This window comes from Streptomyces sp. NBC_00005 (assembly GCF_045160215.1).
GTDB lineage: Bacteria > Actinomycetota > Actinomycetes > Streptomycetales > Streptomycetaceae > Streptomyces.
In genome coordinates, this window is record NZ_CP108316.1 from 7,150,657 (window position 1) to 7,165,082 (window position 14,426).

The following is a 14,426-nucleotide window of genomic DNA, read 5'->3' on the forward strand; positions in this document are numbered from 1 at the left end:
ACCTCTGTCCGTGCCTGCCCCACTTTGCCTAAAGTGATCAGGTGACTCAGCCCGCGTATCTCCGGTTCCCGCACGTGCACGGCGAATTGGTGGCCTTCGTCGCCGAGGACGACGTATGGCTCGCGCCTCTCGACGGCGGCTGGGCGCGGCGGGTGAGCGCCGACAACGTGCCGGTGTCCCAGCCCCGCATCTCACCCGACGGCACCACCGTCGCCTGGACCTCCACCCGCGACGGCGCCCCCGAGGTGCATGTCGCTCCGGTCGACGGCGGACGGTCGAAACGCCTGACGTACTGGGGGAGCTGGGGCGCCCGGGTGCGCGGCTGGACCCCGGACGGGCAGGTCCTGGTGACCAGTTCCCAGGGCCAGGCGAGCTCACGCAGGACCTGGGCGCGCGCCGTCCCGCTCGACGGCGGACCGGCCACGACCCTGCCGTACGGCCCCGTGGGCGGTGTGGCCCACGGCCCGCACACGGTCCTGCTGAGCGCGCCCATGCAGTCCGAGGCCGCCTGGTGGAAGCGGTACCGGGGCGGCACGGCGGGCAAGCTGTGGATCGACCGCGCGGGCGACGGCGACTTCGTACGGCTGCATGAAGGGCTGGACGGGAACATCGAGTACCCGGTGTGGGCGGGGGAGCGGATCGCGTTCCTGTCCGACCACGAGGGCACCGGCGCGCTGTACTCCTCCCTCGCCGACGGCTCCGACCTGCGCCGGCACACGCCCCTGGACGGCTTCTACGCCCGGCAGGCCGCCGGCGACGGCACCCGCGTCGTCTACGCGGCCGCCGGTGAGCTGTGGCTGCTCGACGACCTCGACGGCGCCGAACCGCGCCGCCTGGACCTCCGGCTCGGCGGGCCGCGCGTCGACCTGCAGACGTTCCCGGTGAACGCCGGGCGCTGGTTCGACTCCGCTGCCCCCGACCGCACCGCTCGCGGCAGCGCGGTCGGTGTGCGCGGCGCCGTGCACTGGGTCACCCACCGTTCAGGACCGGCCCGCGCGCTGGCCGCCGAACCCGGCGTACGGGCCCGGCTGCCGCGCACCTTCCGCGCCGAGGGCGAGGAGTGGGTGGTGTGGGTGACGGACGCCGAGGGCGACGACGCCCTGGAGTTCGCGCCGTCGACCGGCCTCGCGCCCGGCGCGACCCCGCGCCGGCTCGCCGCCGGACAGCTCGGCCGCGTCCTGGAGCTCGCCGTGGCCCCCGACGGCAGCCGCACCGCGGTCGCCTCGCACGACGGACGGCTGCTGCTCGTCGAGCGCGAGTCGGGCGAGGTGCGCGAGGTGGACCGCAGCGAGGACGGCGAGGTGTCCGGGCTCGCGTTCTCGCCCGACTCGGCGTGGCTCGCCTGGACCCACCCCGGCCCGCGCCCCCTCAGCCAGCTCAAGCTCGCCAACACCACCGACCTGTCGGTCACCGAGGCCACCCCGCTCCGCTTCCAGGACTACGCGCCCGCCTTCACCCTCGACGGCAAGCACCTCGCCTTCCTCTCCAGCCGCGCCTTCGACCCGGTCTACGACGAGCACGTCTTCGACCTGGCGTTCGTGGTCGGCTCCCGCCCGTACCTGATCACCCTGGCGGCGACGACGCCCTCGCCCTTCGGCCCGCAGCGGCACGGACGCCCCTTCGACGCCCCGGACAAGGACGAGACGCCCGACAGCGAGGGCACCCCCACCACCCGTATCGACCTCGAAGGGCTCGCCGACCGCATCGTGCCCTTCCCGGTCGAGGCCGCCCGCTATACCACCCTGCGCGCGGCGAAGGACGGTGTGCTGTGGCTGCGCCACCCGGTGCGCGGCGAACTCGGCGCCTCCCGCGCGACCCCCGACGCCCCCGAGCCCAAGACCGAGCTGGAGCGCTACGACCTCGTCCAGCAGCGCATCGAGCATCTCGCGGGCGACGCCGACGAGTTCGAGGTCAGCGGCGACGGCAAGCGGGTCCTGCTGTGGACCGACGGCCGGCTCAAGGTCGTCCCCAGCGACCGGCGCGCCTCGAGCGACGACGACAGCGACTCGAACGTCACCGTCGACCTCACCCGCGTACGCCAGAGCGTCGACCCGGCCGCCGAGTGGCGGCAGATGTACGAGGAGACGGGCCGCATCATGCGGGACCACTTCTGGCGCCCCGACATGAGCGGCGTCGACTGGGACGGCGTCCTGGACCGCTACCGCCCCGTCCTCGACCGCATCGCCACCCACAGCGACCTCGTCGACCTGCTGTGGGAGGTCCAGGGCGAGCTCGGCACCTCGCACGCGTACGTCCAGCCGCGCGGCGGCCACGGCAACGGCCCGCGCCAGGGACTCCTCGGCGCCGACATCTCCCGTCACGAGGACGGCAGTTGGCGCGTCGACCGCGTCCTGCCCGCGGAGACCTCCGACCCCGAGGCCCGGTCCCCGCTCGCCGCACCCGGCGTCGCGATCCGCGCCGGCGACGCGATCGTGGCGGTCGCCGGCCACCCGGTGGACCCGGTGACCGGCCCCGCCCCCCTCCTGGTCGGCACGGCGGGCAAGCCGGTCGAGCTGACCGTCTCCCCGTCCGGCGGCGGCGACGTCCGGCACACGGTCGTCGTGCCGATCGCCGACGAGGTGCCGCTGCGCTACCACGCCTGGGTCGCCGACCGCCGTGCCTACGTCCACGAGAAGTCCGGCGGCCGGCTCGGCTACCTCCACGTCCCCGACATGCAGGCGCCCGGCTGGGCCCAGATCCACCGCGACCTGCGCGTCGAGGTGGCCAGGGAGGGCCTCGTCGTGGACGTCCGCGAGAACGCCGGCGGGCACACCTCCCAACTGGTCGTCGAGAAGCTGGCCCGCAGGATCGTCGGCTGGGGCCTGCCGCGCGGTATGCGGCCCTACAGCTACCCCGAGGACGCCCCGCGCGGCCCCGTCGTCGCCGTGGCCAACGAGTGGTCCGGCTCCGACGGCGACATCGTCAACGCGGCCATCAAGGCACTCGGCATCGGCCCGGTGGTCGGCACCCGCACCTGGGGCGGCGTCATCGGCATCGACAGCCGTTACCACCTGGTCGACGGCACCCTGATCACCCAGCCCAAGTACGCGATCTGGCTGGAGGGTTACGGCTGGGGGGTCGAGAACCGCGGGGTCGATCCGGACGTGGAGGTGGTGCAGCGCCCGCAGGACTACGGCGCGGGCCGGGACGCCCAGCTGGACGAGGCCGTACGGATCGCGCTCGCCGCCCTGGAGGAGACTCCCGCCAAGACACCACCGAGCCTGGACTGACGCCCCTCGATACGATGCCCCCGTACTCGATCAGCATGATCGGTCAACCGGCTTGAGGAGAGCGCATGCCAGGGGAGCCGCAGGACGACTGCCTGTTCTGCAAGATCGTCGCGGGCCATGTCCCGGCGACGATCGTCCGTGAAACGGAAACCACCATCGCCTTCCGGGACATCAACCCCCAGGCGCCCACCCACATCCTGGTGATCCCCAAGGCGCACTACAAGAACGCCGCGGCCCTCGCCGCCGCCGAACCGGCCCTCGCCGCGGACATCCTGTGCGAGGCCCAGTCGGTCGCCGACGAGGAGAAGCTGGAGAGCTACCGCACCGTCTTCAACACGGGCGCCGGCGCAGGCCAGACCGTCTTCCACGCCCATGCGCACGTCCTCGGCGGCCGTGGCCTCCAGTGGCCCCCCGGGTAACTCGCCGTGTCCGTACGTGAATTGGTGGTCCTCGGCACCGCCAGCCAGGTCCCGACCCGGCACCGCAACCACAACGGCTACCTGCTGCGCTGGGACGGCGAGGGCGTCCTCTTCGACCCCGGCGAGGGCACGCAGCGCCAGATGCTGCGCGCCGGGGTCGCCGCGCACGACCTGAACCGGATCTGCGTCACCCACTTCCACGGCGACCACTCGCTGGGTCTCGCGGGCGTCATCCAGCGCATCAACCTGGACCGGGTCCCGCACGAGATCACCGCGCACTACCCGCGCTCCGGGCAACGCTTCTTCGACCGCCTGCGGTACGCGACGGCCTACCGGGAGACGGTCCAGCTCACCGAGGCCCCGGTCGACACGGATGGTCCCCTGGCCACCGCCGCCTCGTACACCCTCGACGCCCGCAAGCTCTCGCACCCCGTCGAGTCCTACGGCTACCGGCTGATCGAACCGGACGGCCGCCGCATGCTGCCCGACCGGCTCGCCGCGCACGGCATCAAGGGCCCGGACGTCGGCCGCATCCAGCGGGAGGGCGTGGTCGGCGGCGTGTCCCTGGAGGACGTCAGCGAGGTGCGCCGCGGCCAGCGGTTCGCGTTCGTCATGGACACCCGGCTGTGCGACGGCGTGTACGCCCTCGCGGACGGCTGCGACATGCTCGTCATCGAGTCCACGTTCCTCGACGAGGACACCGGCCTCGCGGTCGAGCACGGCCACCTGACCGCCGGGCAGGCGGCGACGGTGGCGCGAGACGCGGGCGTACGGCATCTGGTGCTCACGCACTTCAGCCAGCGCTACTCGGATTCCGACGAGTTCGAACGGCAGGCACGGGCGGCCGGGTTCGAGGGCGAGCTGACGGTGGCGCACGATCTTCTACGGGTCCCGGTTCCGAAACGGCGATAAACCCCCCGTACGATGCTGCGATGTCCACCCGCAATTCCATTCCCAAAGCAGAACTGCACCTCCACATCGAAGGCACCCTGGAGCCGGAGCTGGCTTTCGAGCTGGCCGCCCGCAACGGCGTCGAGCTGCCGTACGCCGACACGGACGAGCTCCGCAAGGCGTACGACTTCGAGGACCTCCAGTCCTTCCTGAACCTGTACTACGGGCTCATGGCCGTCCTGCGCACCGAGCGGGACTTCGAGGACCTCGCGAACGCCTACCTCGCCCGCGCCGCCGCGCAGGGCGTACGGCACGCGGAGATCTTCTTCGACCCGCAGGCGCATCTCGCGCGCGGCGTGGACATGGGCACGGTGGTGGAGGGGCTGTGGCGCGCGCTGGGGAGCAGCGAGGCGAACCACGGCGTCTCCACCAGGCTCATCCTCTGCTTCCTGCGCGACGAGTCCGCAGAGTCGGCCCTCGCGACCCTGGAGGCCGCGAAGCCGTACCTGGACCGGATCACCGGTGTCGGCCTCGACTCGGCCGAGGTCGGGCACCCGCCGGTGAAGTTCCGCGAGGTGTACGAGGCCGCCGCCGGGCTGGGGCTGCGGCGCGTCGCGCACGCGGGCGAGGAGGGGCCGCCGGAGTACATCACCGAGGCCCTGGACGTGCTCGGCGTCGAGCGCGTGGACCACGGGCTGCGGTGCATGGAGGACGCGGCGCTGGTCGCCCGCCTGGTCCGCGACCGCATCCCGCTCACCCTCTGCCCGCTGTCGAACGTCCGCCTGCGCACGGTCGACACGCTGGCCGACCACCCGCTGCCCGCGATGCTCGACGCCGGCCTGCTCTGCACGGTCAACTCCGACGACCCCGCCTACTTCGGCGGCTACGCGGGCGACAACTTCGACGCGGTGCGCTCGACGCTCGGCCTGACCGAGGACCGCCTGCGCGAACTGGCCCGCAACTCCTTCCTCGCGTCCTTCCTGGAGGACGACGAGGAGCGGCGGTCGCGGTATCTCGCCGAGGTGGAGGCGTACGAGTTCTAGGCGGCGGTGGTGAAGTCCGGTGCGGGCGACGCAGTTGCAGGTGTTGCGGCTGCGGGCGTTGCCGGGGGCTGCTGTCCCCAGACCCCCGCTTCGGCCCGAACGGCCTCGTCCTCGAACTCCCCCAGAGGGGGTACCCCCGGACGGGCTGAAGTGCCCAGCGCCACCGCGGTCAGCGGCACCGCGATCACGAGCAGTCCTACGGCCAGCACCGCGCCCATGACGGGAAACCCCGCCCGCGCCGCCAGCAGGCTCCCGGTCAGCGGTCCGGCCGCCGTCCCCAGCGAGGACGCCGACCCGACGAGCACCGCCCAACGCCCGCGCGGATCAAGGGAAGCCGCCAGCCCGATCACGTACGACAGCACGATCGGGTAGAGCAGGTTCCAGGCGATCTCGCCGGTCGCGAAGGACGTCAGGTCGGTCGCGGACGCGCTGAGCACGATGCAGCCGGCGATCAGCACGGTGCCTGCCCCGATGGGCAGCGCAAGGCCGAGCCGCGGCCCGACCGCGCCCGCGCCGACGACCCCGAGCAGCGCGACACCGAGCGCCACCGCGAAGACCACCCCGACGGTGGCCTCCGTCAGATGCGCCTGGGCCAGCCCGATGCGGCCGCTGACGCCCCACAGCGCGTTCTGCGCGAGGGACCAGCAGAGCATCACGGCGGCGAGGACCAGACCGGAGCGGAGGTGGGGGAGGCGGGTGCCGCCGAGGTGGCTGTGCGAGACCGCCGTACGCACCGAGAGGCGGCCGGTGGCCGGCCACACGGCGAGTGAGGTGAGCGCGATGGCGGCGAGCGGCTGCCCGTGGCCCGCGCCCAGGTGGGGGACCGTCAGATACACGGCGCCCGCGAGCGCGGAGACGCCGAGCAGGCCGACCGTGGTCGTCCGGTGCGGGTCCCTCCCCCACGCTCGGACACCCTCGCGCGGGTGGACCCCCATGGCGGCGATCCCGGTGGCCGCGACCGTGGTCGCCGTACCGGACCCGAAACCGCCGATCAGCGCGCCCGCGACGACGGCCCAGACGGTGCTGGTGAGCGCCGCGCCGCCGTAGCCGACGACGGCCAGGGCGAGGCCGATGCGGGCCAGGGTGCGCGGGCCGACGCGGTCGACGCGCGAGGCGAGCAGGAAGCCGGCCGCGGCCGAACTCAACAGCAACGCACTGCCGATGGCGCCCGCCTCGGTGGCGGACAGCTCAAGCCCCGAGTCGAGCCGTCCGACGGTGGTCGGCAGCAGATACGGAGCGAGGTACCCGGCCGCGAAAAGGGCGACGAGAGGCCAGGGGTTGGTGCGAGGGGCGAACACGGGCGTTCCCAGGGCATGCGAAAGAAGCGGCTCAAGAAGGGGATTGGGCGACGACCGTCGACGGACAGGAACGCGCGAGCAAGTTGTATCAAGCACGCGGTTCGAGAAAGAAGCCCGGGGGGTGTGATGTGGCGCACGTTGTGTTTGGGGTGGATGGGGTCGGGTAGACGAGCGCCCCAACAGCCGTGGATCTGCGGGCTAACGCCAGTGGGCCGAGCCCCCCGCACCGGGTGCGGTCGTTTCGATTTTCGCCCTGATCTCCCGCATCACCGCGACGATCCGCTCCTCGTGCTCCGGCGTGAGACGGGCCACCGGAACCGAGCAGCTGATGGCGTCCTGTGCCGGGACGTCGTACCGCAGCGCGAAGCCGAAGCCGACGATTCCGGTCACGCCCTCCTCGCGGTCGATCGAGTACCCCCGCGCCCGCACCCCGGCGAGGTCCGCCACCAGTGACGCGCGGCTGGTGTGCGTGTTGGGCGTGAGCGCCTCGTACGGACCCTCGGGCAGCTCCTCGTCGCCCCGCTCGGCCAGCAGCGCCTTGCCCAGCGCGCCCACGTGCGCGGGCAGCCGCCGCCCCACCCGGCTGATCGTCCGCAGGTACTCGTGCGACTCCCGCGTCGCCAGATACGCCACGGCCTGCTCGTCGAGCCGCCCCATGTGGATCGTCTCGCCGAGCGCCTCCGAGGCCTCGTCGAGATACGGCCGTACGACGCGCACGCGCGGGTCGGAGTCGAGATAGCTGGTGCCGGTGAGCAGGGCGTGGATGCCGATGCCGTACAGCGAGCCGGTGACGTCCGTGCGTACCCAGCCCCTGCTGATCAGGGTCTGCAGCAGCGCGTACATCGAGCTGCGCGGCACGCCCAGCTCGTCCGCCAGCTCCTGCAGCCGCGCCGGACGGTCGCCGCGCGCGGCGAGCAGTTCCAGCAGCTCCACCGTCCGCGCGGCGGACTTCACCTCGCGCACGCCCCCTGTCCCACTCCCCGTCTCCGGCATGAGCCGATCGTAATCCGGGCGGCCCGGGCCATTGACGGCGGCTGTTCGTGTATCTAACCTCCATCTTCATACGTAGATGACGTCTACATAGGGAGATGGTCAGGGTGAGTGGCGGTACGGACACGGAGACCGTGGTGCGAAGGCTGCGCGACGGGATGGCGGGCGGCGTGCTCTCGTTCCCGCTCACGAGCTTCCACGACGACGGCTCCCTCGACCCCGACGGCTTCCGCGCCCATGTCGCGGCACAGATCGCCACCGCCCCCGGCGCCGTCTTCCCCGCCTGCGGCACCGGCGAGTTCTTCTCGCTGGACGAGGACGAGTACCGGCAGGTCGTGACCATCGCCGTCGAGGAGGCGGGCGGCCGCGTCCCCGTCGTGGCCGGCATCGGATACGGCTGGGCGCAGGCCGTACGGTTCGCGCGCATCGCCGAGGAGGCCGGCGCCGACGCGCTCCTCGTCCTGCCGCACTACCTGGTCGCCGCCCCGCAGGAGGGGCTCGTCGGGCAGCTGGAGCAGATCGCCGCCCGCACCCGGCTGCCGCTCATCGCCTACCAGCGCGGCCAAGTCACCTTCACCGCCCACTCGTTGAGGCGCATCGCCCGCATCCCGGGCGTCATCGGGCTCAAGGACGGCCACAGCGACCTCGACCGCCTCCAGCGCCTCACCCTGGCCGCCCCCGAGGGCTTCCTGTTCTTCAACGGCGCGTCCACCGCCGAGGTCCAGGCCCGCGCCTACGCCACCGTCGGCATCCCCGCCTACTCCTCCGCCGTGCACGCCTTCGCCCCCGAGATCGCGAACGCCTTCTTCGGCGCGCTGCGCGACGGCGACGACAAGACCGTGGAGCGACTGCTGCGCGAGTTCTACGTCCCGCTCGTCGAACTCCGCGACCGCGTACCGGGATACGCCGTGTCGCTGGTCAAGGCGGCGGCCCGGCTGCGCGGCCGCCCGGTGGGCCCCGTGCGCGCCCCGCTCACCGACCCCTCGGCCGCCGACCTGGCCGACCTCAAGACCCTCCTGATCACCGGACTCGACCTCGTAGGAGCCGCCCTGTGACCCGCGACCTGACCATCACCGACGTACGGCTGACGCCGATCCTGGTCGCCGACCCGCCCCTCCTCAACACGCAGGGCGTGCACCAGCCGTACACCCCGCGGCTGATCGTGGAGGTGGTGACGGCCGACGGGACCACGGGTGTCGGTGAGACCTACGGCGACACCAAGTACCTGGAGCTGGCACGCCCGTTCGCGGCGAAGCTGAAGGGCCGTCAAGTCAGTGATTTCAACGGCCTGTTCACGATCGCGGACGAGGTGTCCGTCGACGACTCCCGGGTCTTTGGCCAGGTCGACGTCGGCGGACTGCGCGGTGTCCAGACCGCCGACAAGCTGAGGCTGTCCGTCGTCTCCGGCTTCGAGGTCGCCTGCCTGGACGCCCTCGGCAAGGCGCTCGGCCTGCCCGTGCACGCGCTGCTCGGCGGCAAGCTGCGCGACGCGGTCGAGTACAGCGCCTACCTGTTCTACAAGTGGGCCGACCACCCCGAGGGCGTGGCCTCGGAGAAGGACGACTGGGGTGCCGCCGTCGACCCGGCCGGGGTCGTCGAGCAGGCGCGGCTGTTCAAGGAGCGGTACGGGTTCACGTCGTTCAAGCTCAAGGGCGGCGTCTTCCCGCCCGACGAGGAGATCGCCGCCGTACACGCCCTGGCCGAGGCGTTCCCCGGGCACCCCCTGCGTCTGGACCCCAACGGGGCCTGGTCCGTGGAGACTTCGCTGAAGGTGGCGAAGGAGCTCGGGGACGTCCTCGAGTACCTGGAGGACCCGGCGCTCGGCACCCCCGCCATGGCCGAGGTCTCTGCTGCAATGAGAGGGGCGGCGCGAAGCGCCTCGGGCAAGGGTGGTGGTGGGCGACGGGTGGGCGTGCCGCTCGCCACCAACATGTGCGTGACGACCTTCGCCGAGATCAAGGAGGCGTTCACCAAGGACGCCGTCCAGGTGGTCCTCTCCGACCACCACTACTGGGGCGGCCTGCGCAACACCCAGCAACTCGCCGCCATCTGCCGCACGTTCGGCGTCGGGGTGTCCATGCACTCCAACACCCACCTCGGGATCAGCCTGGCCGCGATGACCCACGTCGCGGCCACCGTCCCGAACCTCCACCACGCCTGCGACTCCCACTACCCCTGGCAGTCGGAGGACGTGCTCACCGAGCGGCTGACCTTCGAGGCCGGCAAGGTCACCGTCTCCGACGCGCCGGGCCTCGGCGTCGAACTCGACCGCGACAAGCTGCAGTTCCTGCACCAGCGGTGGCTCGACGACGACGGATCCCTGCGCGAGCGCGACGATGCGGCGGCGATGCGCGTCGCCGAGCCGGAGTGGGTCACGCCGTCCGTCCCCCGCTGGTAGATCGCCCCCACCGCCCTTACCCGTTCCCCTCCCCAGGGGCTGCCACCCCTTCGACCCCGCCCAGGGGGCTCTGCCCCCTGGACCCCCGCTCCTCGAACTCCCCCGGAGGGGCTGGATTCGCATCACGATCGGAGCCGCTCGTGTCTGCTGTAGTCCCCGAAGTCGTCCACCCACCAGCCGTCCAGTCCGCCATCCGCAAGATCTTCCGCCGGGTGGTCCCGCTGTTCTTCGTGATGTTCGTCGCGAACTACATGGACCGCGTCAACCTCGGCTTCGCGCAGGACCAACTCCGTGCCGACGTGGGCCTGTCGGCCGCCGCCTTCGGCCTCGGTGCCGGCATCTTCTTCATCGCGTACGCCCTCTTCGAAGTCCCCTCCAACATGCTGATGGAGCGCTTCGGCCCCAAGGCCTGGCTCACCCGCATCATGATCAGCTGGGGTGTGGTGGCGACGGCGATGGCCTTCGTCGACAGCCCGGGCATGTTCTACGCGCTGCGCTTCCTCCTCGGCGTCGCCGAGGCGGGCTTCTTCCCGGCCGTCATCTACTACTTCTCCCGCTGGCTCCCCGACTCCCACCGGGGCCGCGCCACCTCCATCTTCCTGATGGGCTCCGGCACGGCGACGGTGATCGTGGGCCCGGTCTCCGGAGCCCTCCTGGAGATGCACGGCGTCTGGGGCCACTCCGGCTGGCAGTGGATGTTCTTCATCGAGGGCGTCTTCTCCGTCGTACTCGGGTTCGTCGTGTACCGCTTCCTCGACTCCGGTATCGAGAAGGCGAGTTGGCTGACGGACGAGGAGAAGCGGGAGCTGGTCGCGGTCATCGACGCCGAGCAGGACGGCCGCGACACCGCCCAGGCCAGGGTCTCCCGCTGGAAGCTGCTCGCCGACCCCCAGATGCTGCTGTTCCTCTGGATCTACTTCGCGATCAACGTCGCCCTGTACGCGGTGACCTTCTGGCTGCCGTCGATCGTGGACGACATCGGCGGACTCAGCGACTTCCAGGTCGGGCTGCTGACGGCGGTGCCGTGGCTGTGCGCGATCGTCGCGGTGTACGTCAGCGGGCGGCTCTCCGACCGCATCGGCAAGCGGCGCCCGATCCTGATGGCGCTGCTGGTCCTGGGCGGCATCGGCACGCTGCTCGCGGTGTTCGTGTCACCGTGGTTGAGCCTCGGCGCCCTGTGCCTGGCCGCGATGGGCTTCAAGCCCGCCTCGCCGATCTTCTGGACGATCCCGCAGAGCTACCTGGACGCGCGGGCGGCGGCTCCGGGCATCGCCCTGATCAACTCGATCGGAAACCTCGGCGGATTCGTGGCCCCCACGGCGTTCGGCATCATCGAGGACGCGACGGGTTCCACGAAGGCCGGCCTGGTGGGCCTGACGGTCGTCGGCTTCCTGGCCGCGCTCAGCGTGCTGCTGGTGCGCGGGGGCGGCCGCAACGACCGGATCCGGACACGCACGGCACCCGTACCGACCGCCACGGCCCCCAAGACGACCCCGGGCGCGGCCCGTACGTCACACCCGGGGGCTGCGACGGCTTGAGAGCCGGTGCAGAGCCGTCCCCCCTCGGCCTGGCGCGCGACGCCTCGCAGGTAACCCCCGTTCTCGGCTTCGCCGGAGCGGGGGTCCGGGGCGGGGGCCGGAACCGGGACCCATGACCCCGCGCGCTCATCCGGCCGGGGACGCAACACCGGCCCCGACGGCACGGGCGTCCGCGGCGTGAGCGACGGCGTGTTGTCAGTGGTGTGGTGCACACTGGCCTGATCCGCACCATGCCAGGGAGTGCACCGTGATCGCGTCCAGCGCGTCCACCGGAAAGGGACCGTCGCACCGCGCAGAGGGAGCGGCCTGTCAGGCCCAGGTCGATCCCCTCACCGCCCTGCGCACACCGGACGATCCCCCCTGGGACGTGTACCTCACGGGCACCGTCTTCCTCGACATCATCTTCACCGGGCTCGACTCCGCCCCGGTGCGCGGGACCGAGTCCTGGGCACGCGGGATGGGGTCGAGCCCCGGCGGCGTCGCCAACATGGCCACGGCACTGGCCCGCCTGGGCCTGCGGACATCCCTCGCGGCCGCCTTCGGCGACGACCACTACGGGGAGTACTGCTGGGACGCGCTGGAGCAGGGCGAGCACATCGACCTCTCCGCCTCCCGCACCATGCCCGGCTGGCACTCCCCGGTCACCGTCTCGATGGCGTACGAGGGCGAGCGCACGATGGTCTCCCACGGCCACGAACCGCCCCCCGAGGGCGCGTTCGACCAGACGGGCGCCCCCGACTGCCCGCCCCGCGCGCGTGCCGCCGTCGCCTCCCTCACGCCCGGCAGGCGCGCCCCCTGGATCGCCCAGGTCGCGCGCCGCGGCACCCGCATCTTCGCCGACGTCGGCTGGGACGACACCGGCGCCTGGGACCTGTCGGGCCTCGCCGACCTCGAACACTGCGAGGCGTTCCTGCCGAACGCGGAGGAGGCCATGCGGTACACGGGCGCCACCTGCCCCCGCGCCGCCGCCCACGCCCTGACCGAACACGTACCGCTGGCCGTCGTCACCCTCGGTGCGGAGGGCGCCTACGCGGTGGACCGGCGCACCGGCGAGAGCGCCGAGGTCCCCGCCATCGCCGTCGAGGCCCTCGACCCCACCGGCGCGGGCGACGTGTTCGTCGCCGGCTTCGTCACCGGCACGCTCGCGGGTTGGCCGCTGGCCGACCGGCTCGCCTTCGCCGGTCTGACGGCGGCGCTGTCGGTGCAGGAGTTCGGCGGCTCCCTGTCCGCGCCGGGTTGGTCCGAGATCGGCGCCTGGTGGCGGAAGGTGCAGTCGGTGGAGGGCCAGGATCCGGCCGCCCTGCGGCGGTACGCGTTCCTGGAGGCCCTGGTGCCCGAGGAGGAGGCCAGACCGTGGCCCCTGCGGCGGGCGGTGCCGACGATCGGGTTCGGCAGGTCCGCCTGACGGCCCGGGCCGTAGATCCGGTGTGTGAAAGAGCGGCCGCCGAAAAGCCCTACGGCGTTGTCAGTCCCCCGGCGTACCCTTGAAACCGCCAGGCCGCCCCCGTGGCGAGCGTGTCGTACCGAGGAGGACGAGCAAGGCCTACAGAGCCGGCCCATGACTCAGACACCCACAGCTCACACCCCCGCGCAGGGGCAGGCGAAAGCACAGATCACCGTCCCCGGCCAGCACCCCATGGTGACCGTTCTCGGCTCCGGTGACTCCCTCCTGCGCGTGATCGAGAAGGCCTTCCCGGCGGCCGACATCCACGTCCGGGGCAATGAGATCAGCGCGGTCGGCGCTCCCCTGGAAGTCGCCCTGATTCAGCGCGTGTTCGACGAGATGATGCTGGTGCTCCGCACCGGGCAGCCGATGACGGAGGACGCAGTGGAACGCTCGATCGCCATGCTGAAGGCGAGCGAGAACGGGACGAGCGACGGCCAGGAGACCCCGGCCGAGGTACTGACGCAGAACATCCTGTCCTCGCGCGGCCGCACCATCCGCCCCAAGACCCTCAACCAGAAGCGGTACGTCGACGCGATCGACAAGCACACGATCGTCTTCGGCATCGGCCCCGCCGGCACCGGCAAGACCTACCTCGCCATGGCCAAGGCGGTGCAGGCCCTGCAGTCCAAGCAGGTCAACCGCATCATCCTGACCCGGCCCGCGGTCGAGGCGGGCGAGCGGCTCGGCTTCCTCCCCGGCACGCTCTACGAGAAGATCGACCCCTACCTCCGCCCGCTGTACGACGCGCTGCACGACATGCTGGACCCGGACTCGATCCCGCGGCTGATGGCGGCGGGGACGATCGAGGTCGCGCCGCTGGCGTACATGCGTGGCCGTAGCCTGAACGACGCCTTCATCATCCTGGACGAGGCCCAGAACACCAGCCCCGAGCAGATGAAGATGTTCCTCACCCGCCTCGGCTTCGACTCGAAGATCGTGGTCACGGGTGACGTGACGCAGGTCGACCTCCCCAACGGGACGAAGTCTGGTCTGCGCCAGGTCCAGGACATCCTGGAGGGCCTCGACGACGTCCACTTCTCCCGCCTGACGTCCCAGGACGTCGTACGACACAAGCTCGTCGGCCGTATCGTCGACGCGTACGAGAAGTACGACAGCCACCACGGCACGGAGAACGGCACCCACAAGGGCGGCCGCAACAAGCGGAAGTAGAC

11 protein-coding genes are annotated in these 14,426 nt (G+C 71.9%); 9 read left to right on the forward strand and 2 right to left on the reverse strand.

From position 1 onward, the window contains the following. Window positions 1-41 precede the first annotated feature (41 nt). The 4 genes from OG303_RS32765 to OG303_RS32780 all read left to right on the forward strand — a co-directional run bounded on the left by OG303_RS32765 (window position 42) and on the right by OG303_RS32780 (window position 5,583). Entirely contained in the window at window positions 42-3,230 is a 3,189-nt protein-coding gene (locus tag OG303_RS32765) for a S41 family peptidase (protein ID WP_405872941.1), read from the forward strand. Between the two features lie 65 nt (window positions 3,231-3,295). Then, complete coding sequence (locus OG303_RS32770; RefSeq protein WP_405872942.1) at window positions 3,296-3,649, forward strand: histidine triad nucleotide-binding protein; 354 nt, start codon at window positions 3,296-3,298, stop codon at window positions 3,647-3,649. A 6-nt stretch (window positions 3,650-3,655) separates the two neighbouring features. Continuing rightward, window positions 3,656-4,561 (forward strand): ribonuclease Z, encoded by a 906-nt coding sequence (locus OG303_RS32775; protein ID WP_405872944.1) that lies wholly within the window; start codon window positions 3,656-3,658, stop codon window positions 4,559-4,561. Window positions 4,562-4,581: 20 nt separating this feature from the next. Then, window positions 4,582-5,583 carry an adenosine deaminase gene (locus OG303_RS32780; protein ID WP_405872945.1) on the forward strand — a complete coding sequence of 334 codons (1,002 nt, stop codon included), beginning with the start codon at window positions 4,582-4,584 and terminating at the stop codon, window positions 5,581-5,583. Here the strand turns inward: OG303_RS32780 and OG303_RS32785 are convergent. Beyond that, the gene (locus OG303_RS32785; protein WP_405872947.1) at window positions 5,580-6,881 is read right to left on the reverse strand and encodes an MFS transporter; all 1,302 of its coding nucleotides are present in this window, start codon (window positions 6,879-6,881) and stop codon (window positions 5,580-5,582) included. The genes OG303_RS32780 and OG303_RS32785 overlap by 4 nt on opposite strands. Window positions 6,882-7,079: 198 nt before the next feature. Next, window positions 7,080-7,874, reverse strand: coding sequence for an IclR family transcriptional regulator (locus OG303_RS32790; protein ID WP_405872949.1), 795 nt, complete (start codon window positions 7,872-7,874; stop codon window positions 7,080-7,082). A gap of 95 nt (window positions 7,875-7,969) precedes the next feature. Here OG303_RS32790 and OG303_RS32795 point away from each other — a divergent pair, with 95 nt between their 5' ends. The 5 genes from OG303_RS32795 (at window position 7,970) to OG303_RS32815 (ending at window position 14,424) form a co-directional block, all read left to right on the forward strand. Then, the gene (locus tag OG303_RS32795; RefSeq protein WP_405872951.1) at window positions 7,970-8,926 is read left to right on the forward strand and encodes a 5-dehydro-4-deoxyglucarate dehydratase; all 957 of its coding nucleotides are present in this window, start codon (window positions 7,970-7,972) and stop codon (window positions 8,924-8,926) included. After that, entirely contained in the window at window positions 8,923-10,269 is a 1,347-nt protein-coding gene (locus tag OG303_RS32800; protein ID WP_405872952.1) for a glucarate dehydratase family protein, read from the forward strand. The genes OG303_RS32795 and OG303_RS32800 overlap by 4 nt, the downstream gene beginning before the upstream one ends. 140 nt (window positions 10,270-10,409) lie before the next feature. Beyond that, a complete protein-coding gene (locus tag OG303_RS32805; protein WP_405872953.1) occupies window positions 10,410-11,807 on the forward strand; it encodes an MFS transporter in 1,398 nt (465 codons plus the stop codon). 247 nt (window positions 11,808-12,054) lie between these two features. Beyond that, window positions 12,055-13,212 (forward strand): carbohydrate kinase family protein, encoded by a 1,158-nt coding sequence (locus OG303_RS32810; RefSeq protein ID WP_405872954.1) that lies wholly within the window; start codon window positions 12,055-12,057, stop codon window positions 13,210-13,212. Between the two features lie 153 nt (window positions 13,213-13,365). After that, window positions 13,366-14,424 carry a PhoH family protein gene (locus tag OG303_RS32815; protein ID WP_405872956.1) on the forward strand — a complete coding sequence of 353 codons (1,059 nt, stop codon included), beginning with the start codon at window positions 13,366-13,368 and terminating at the stop codon, window positions 14,422-14,424. Window positions 14,425-14,426 lie beyond the last annotated feature (2 nt).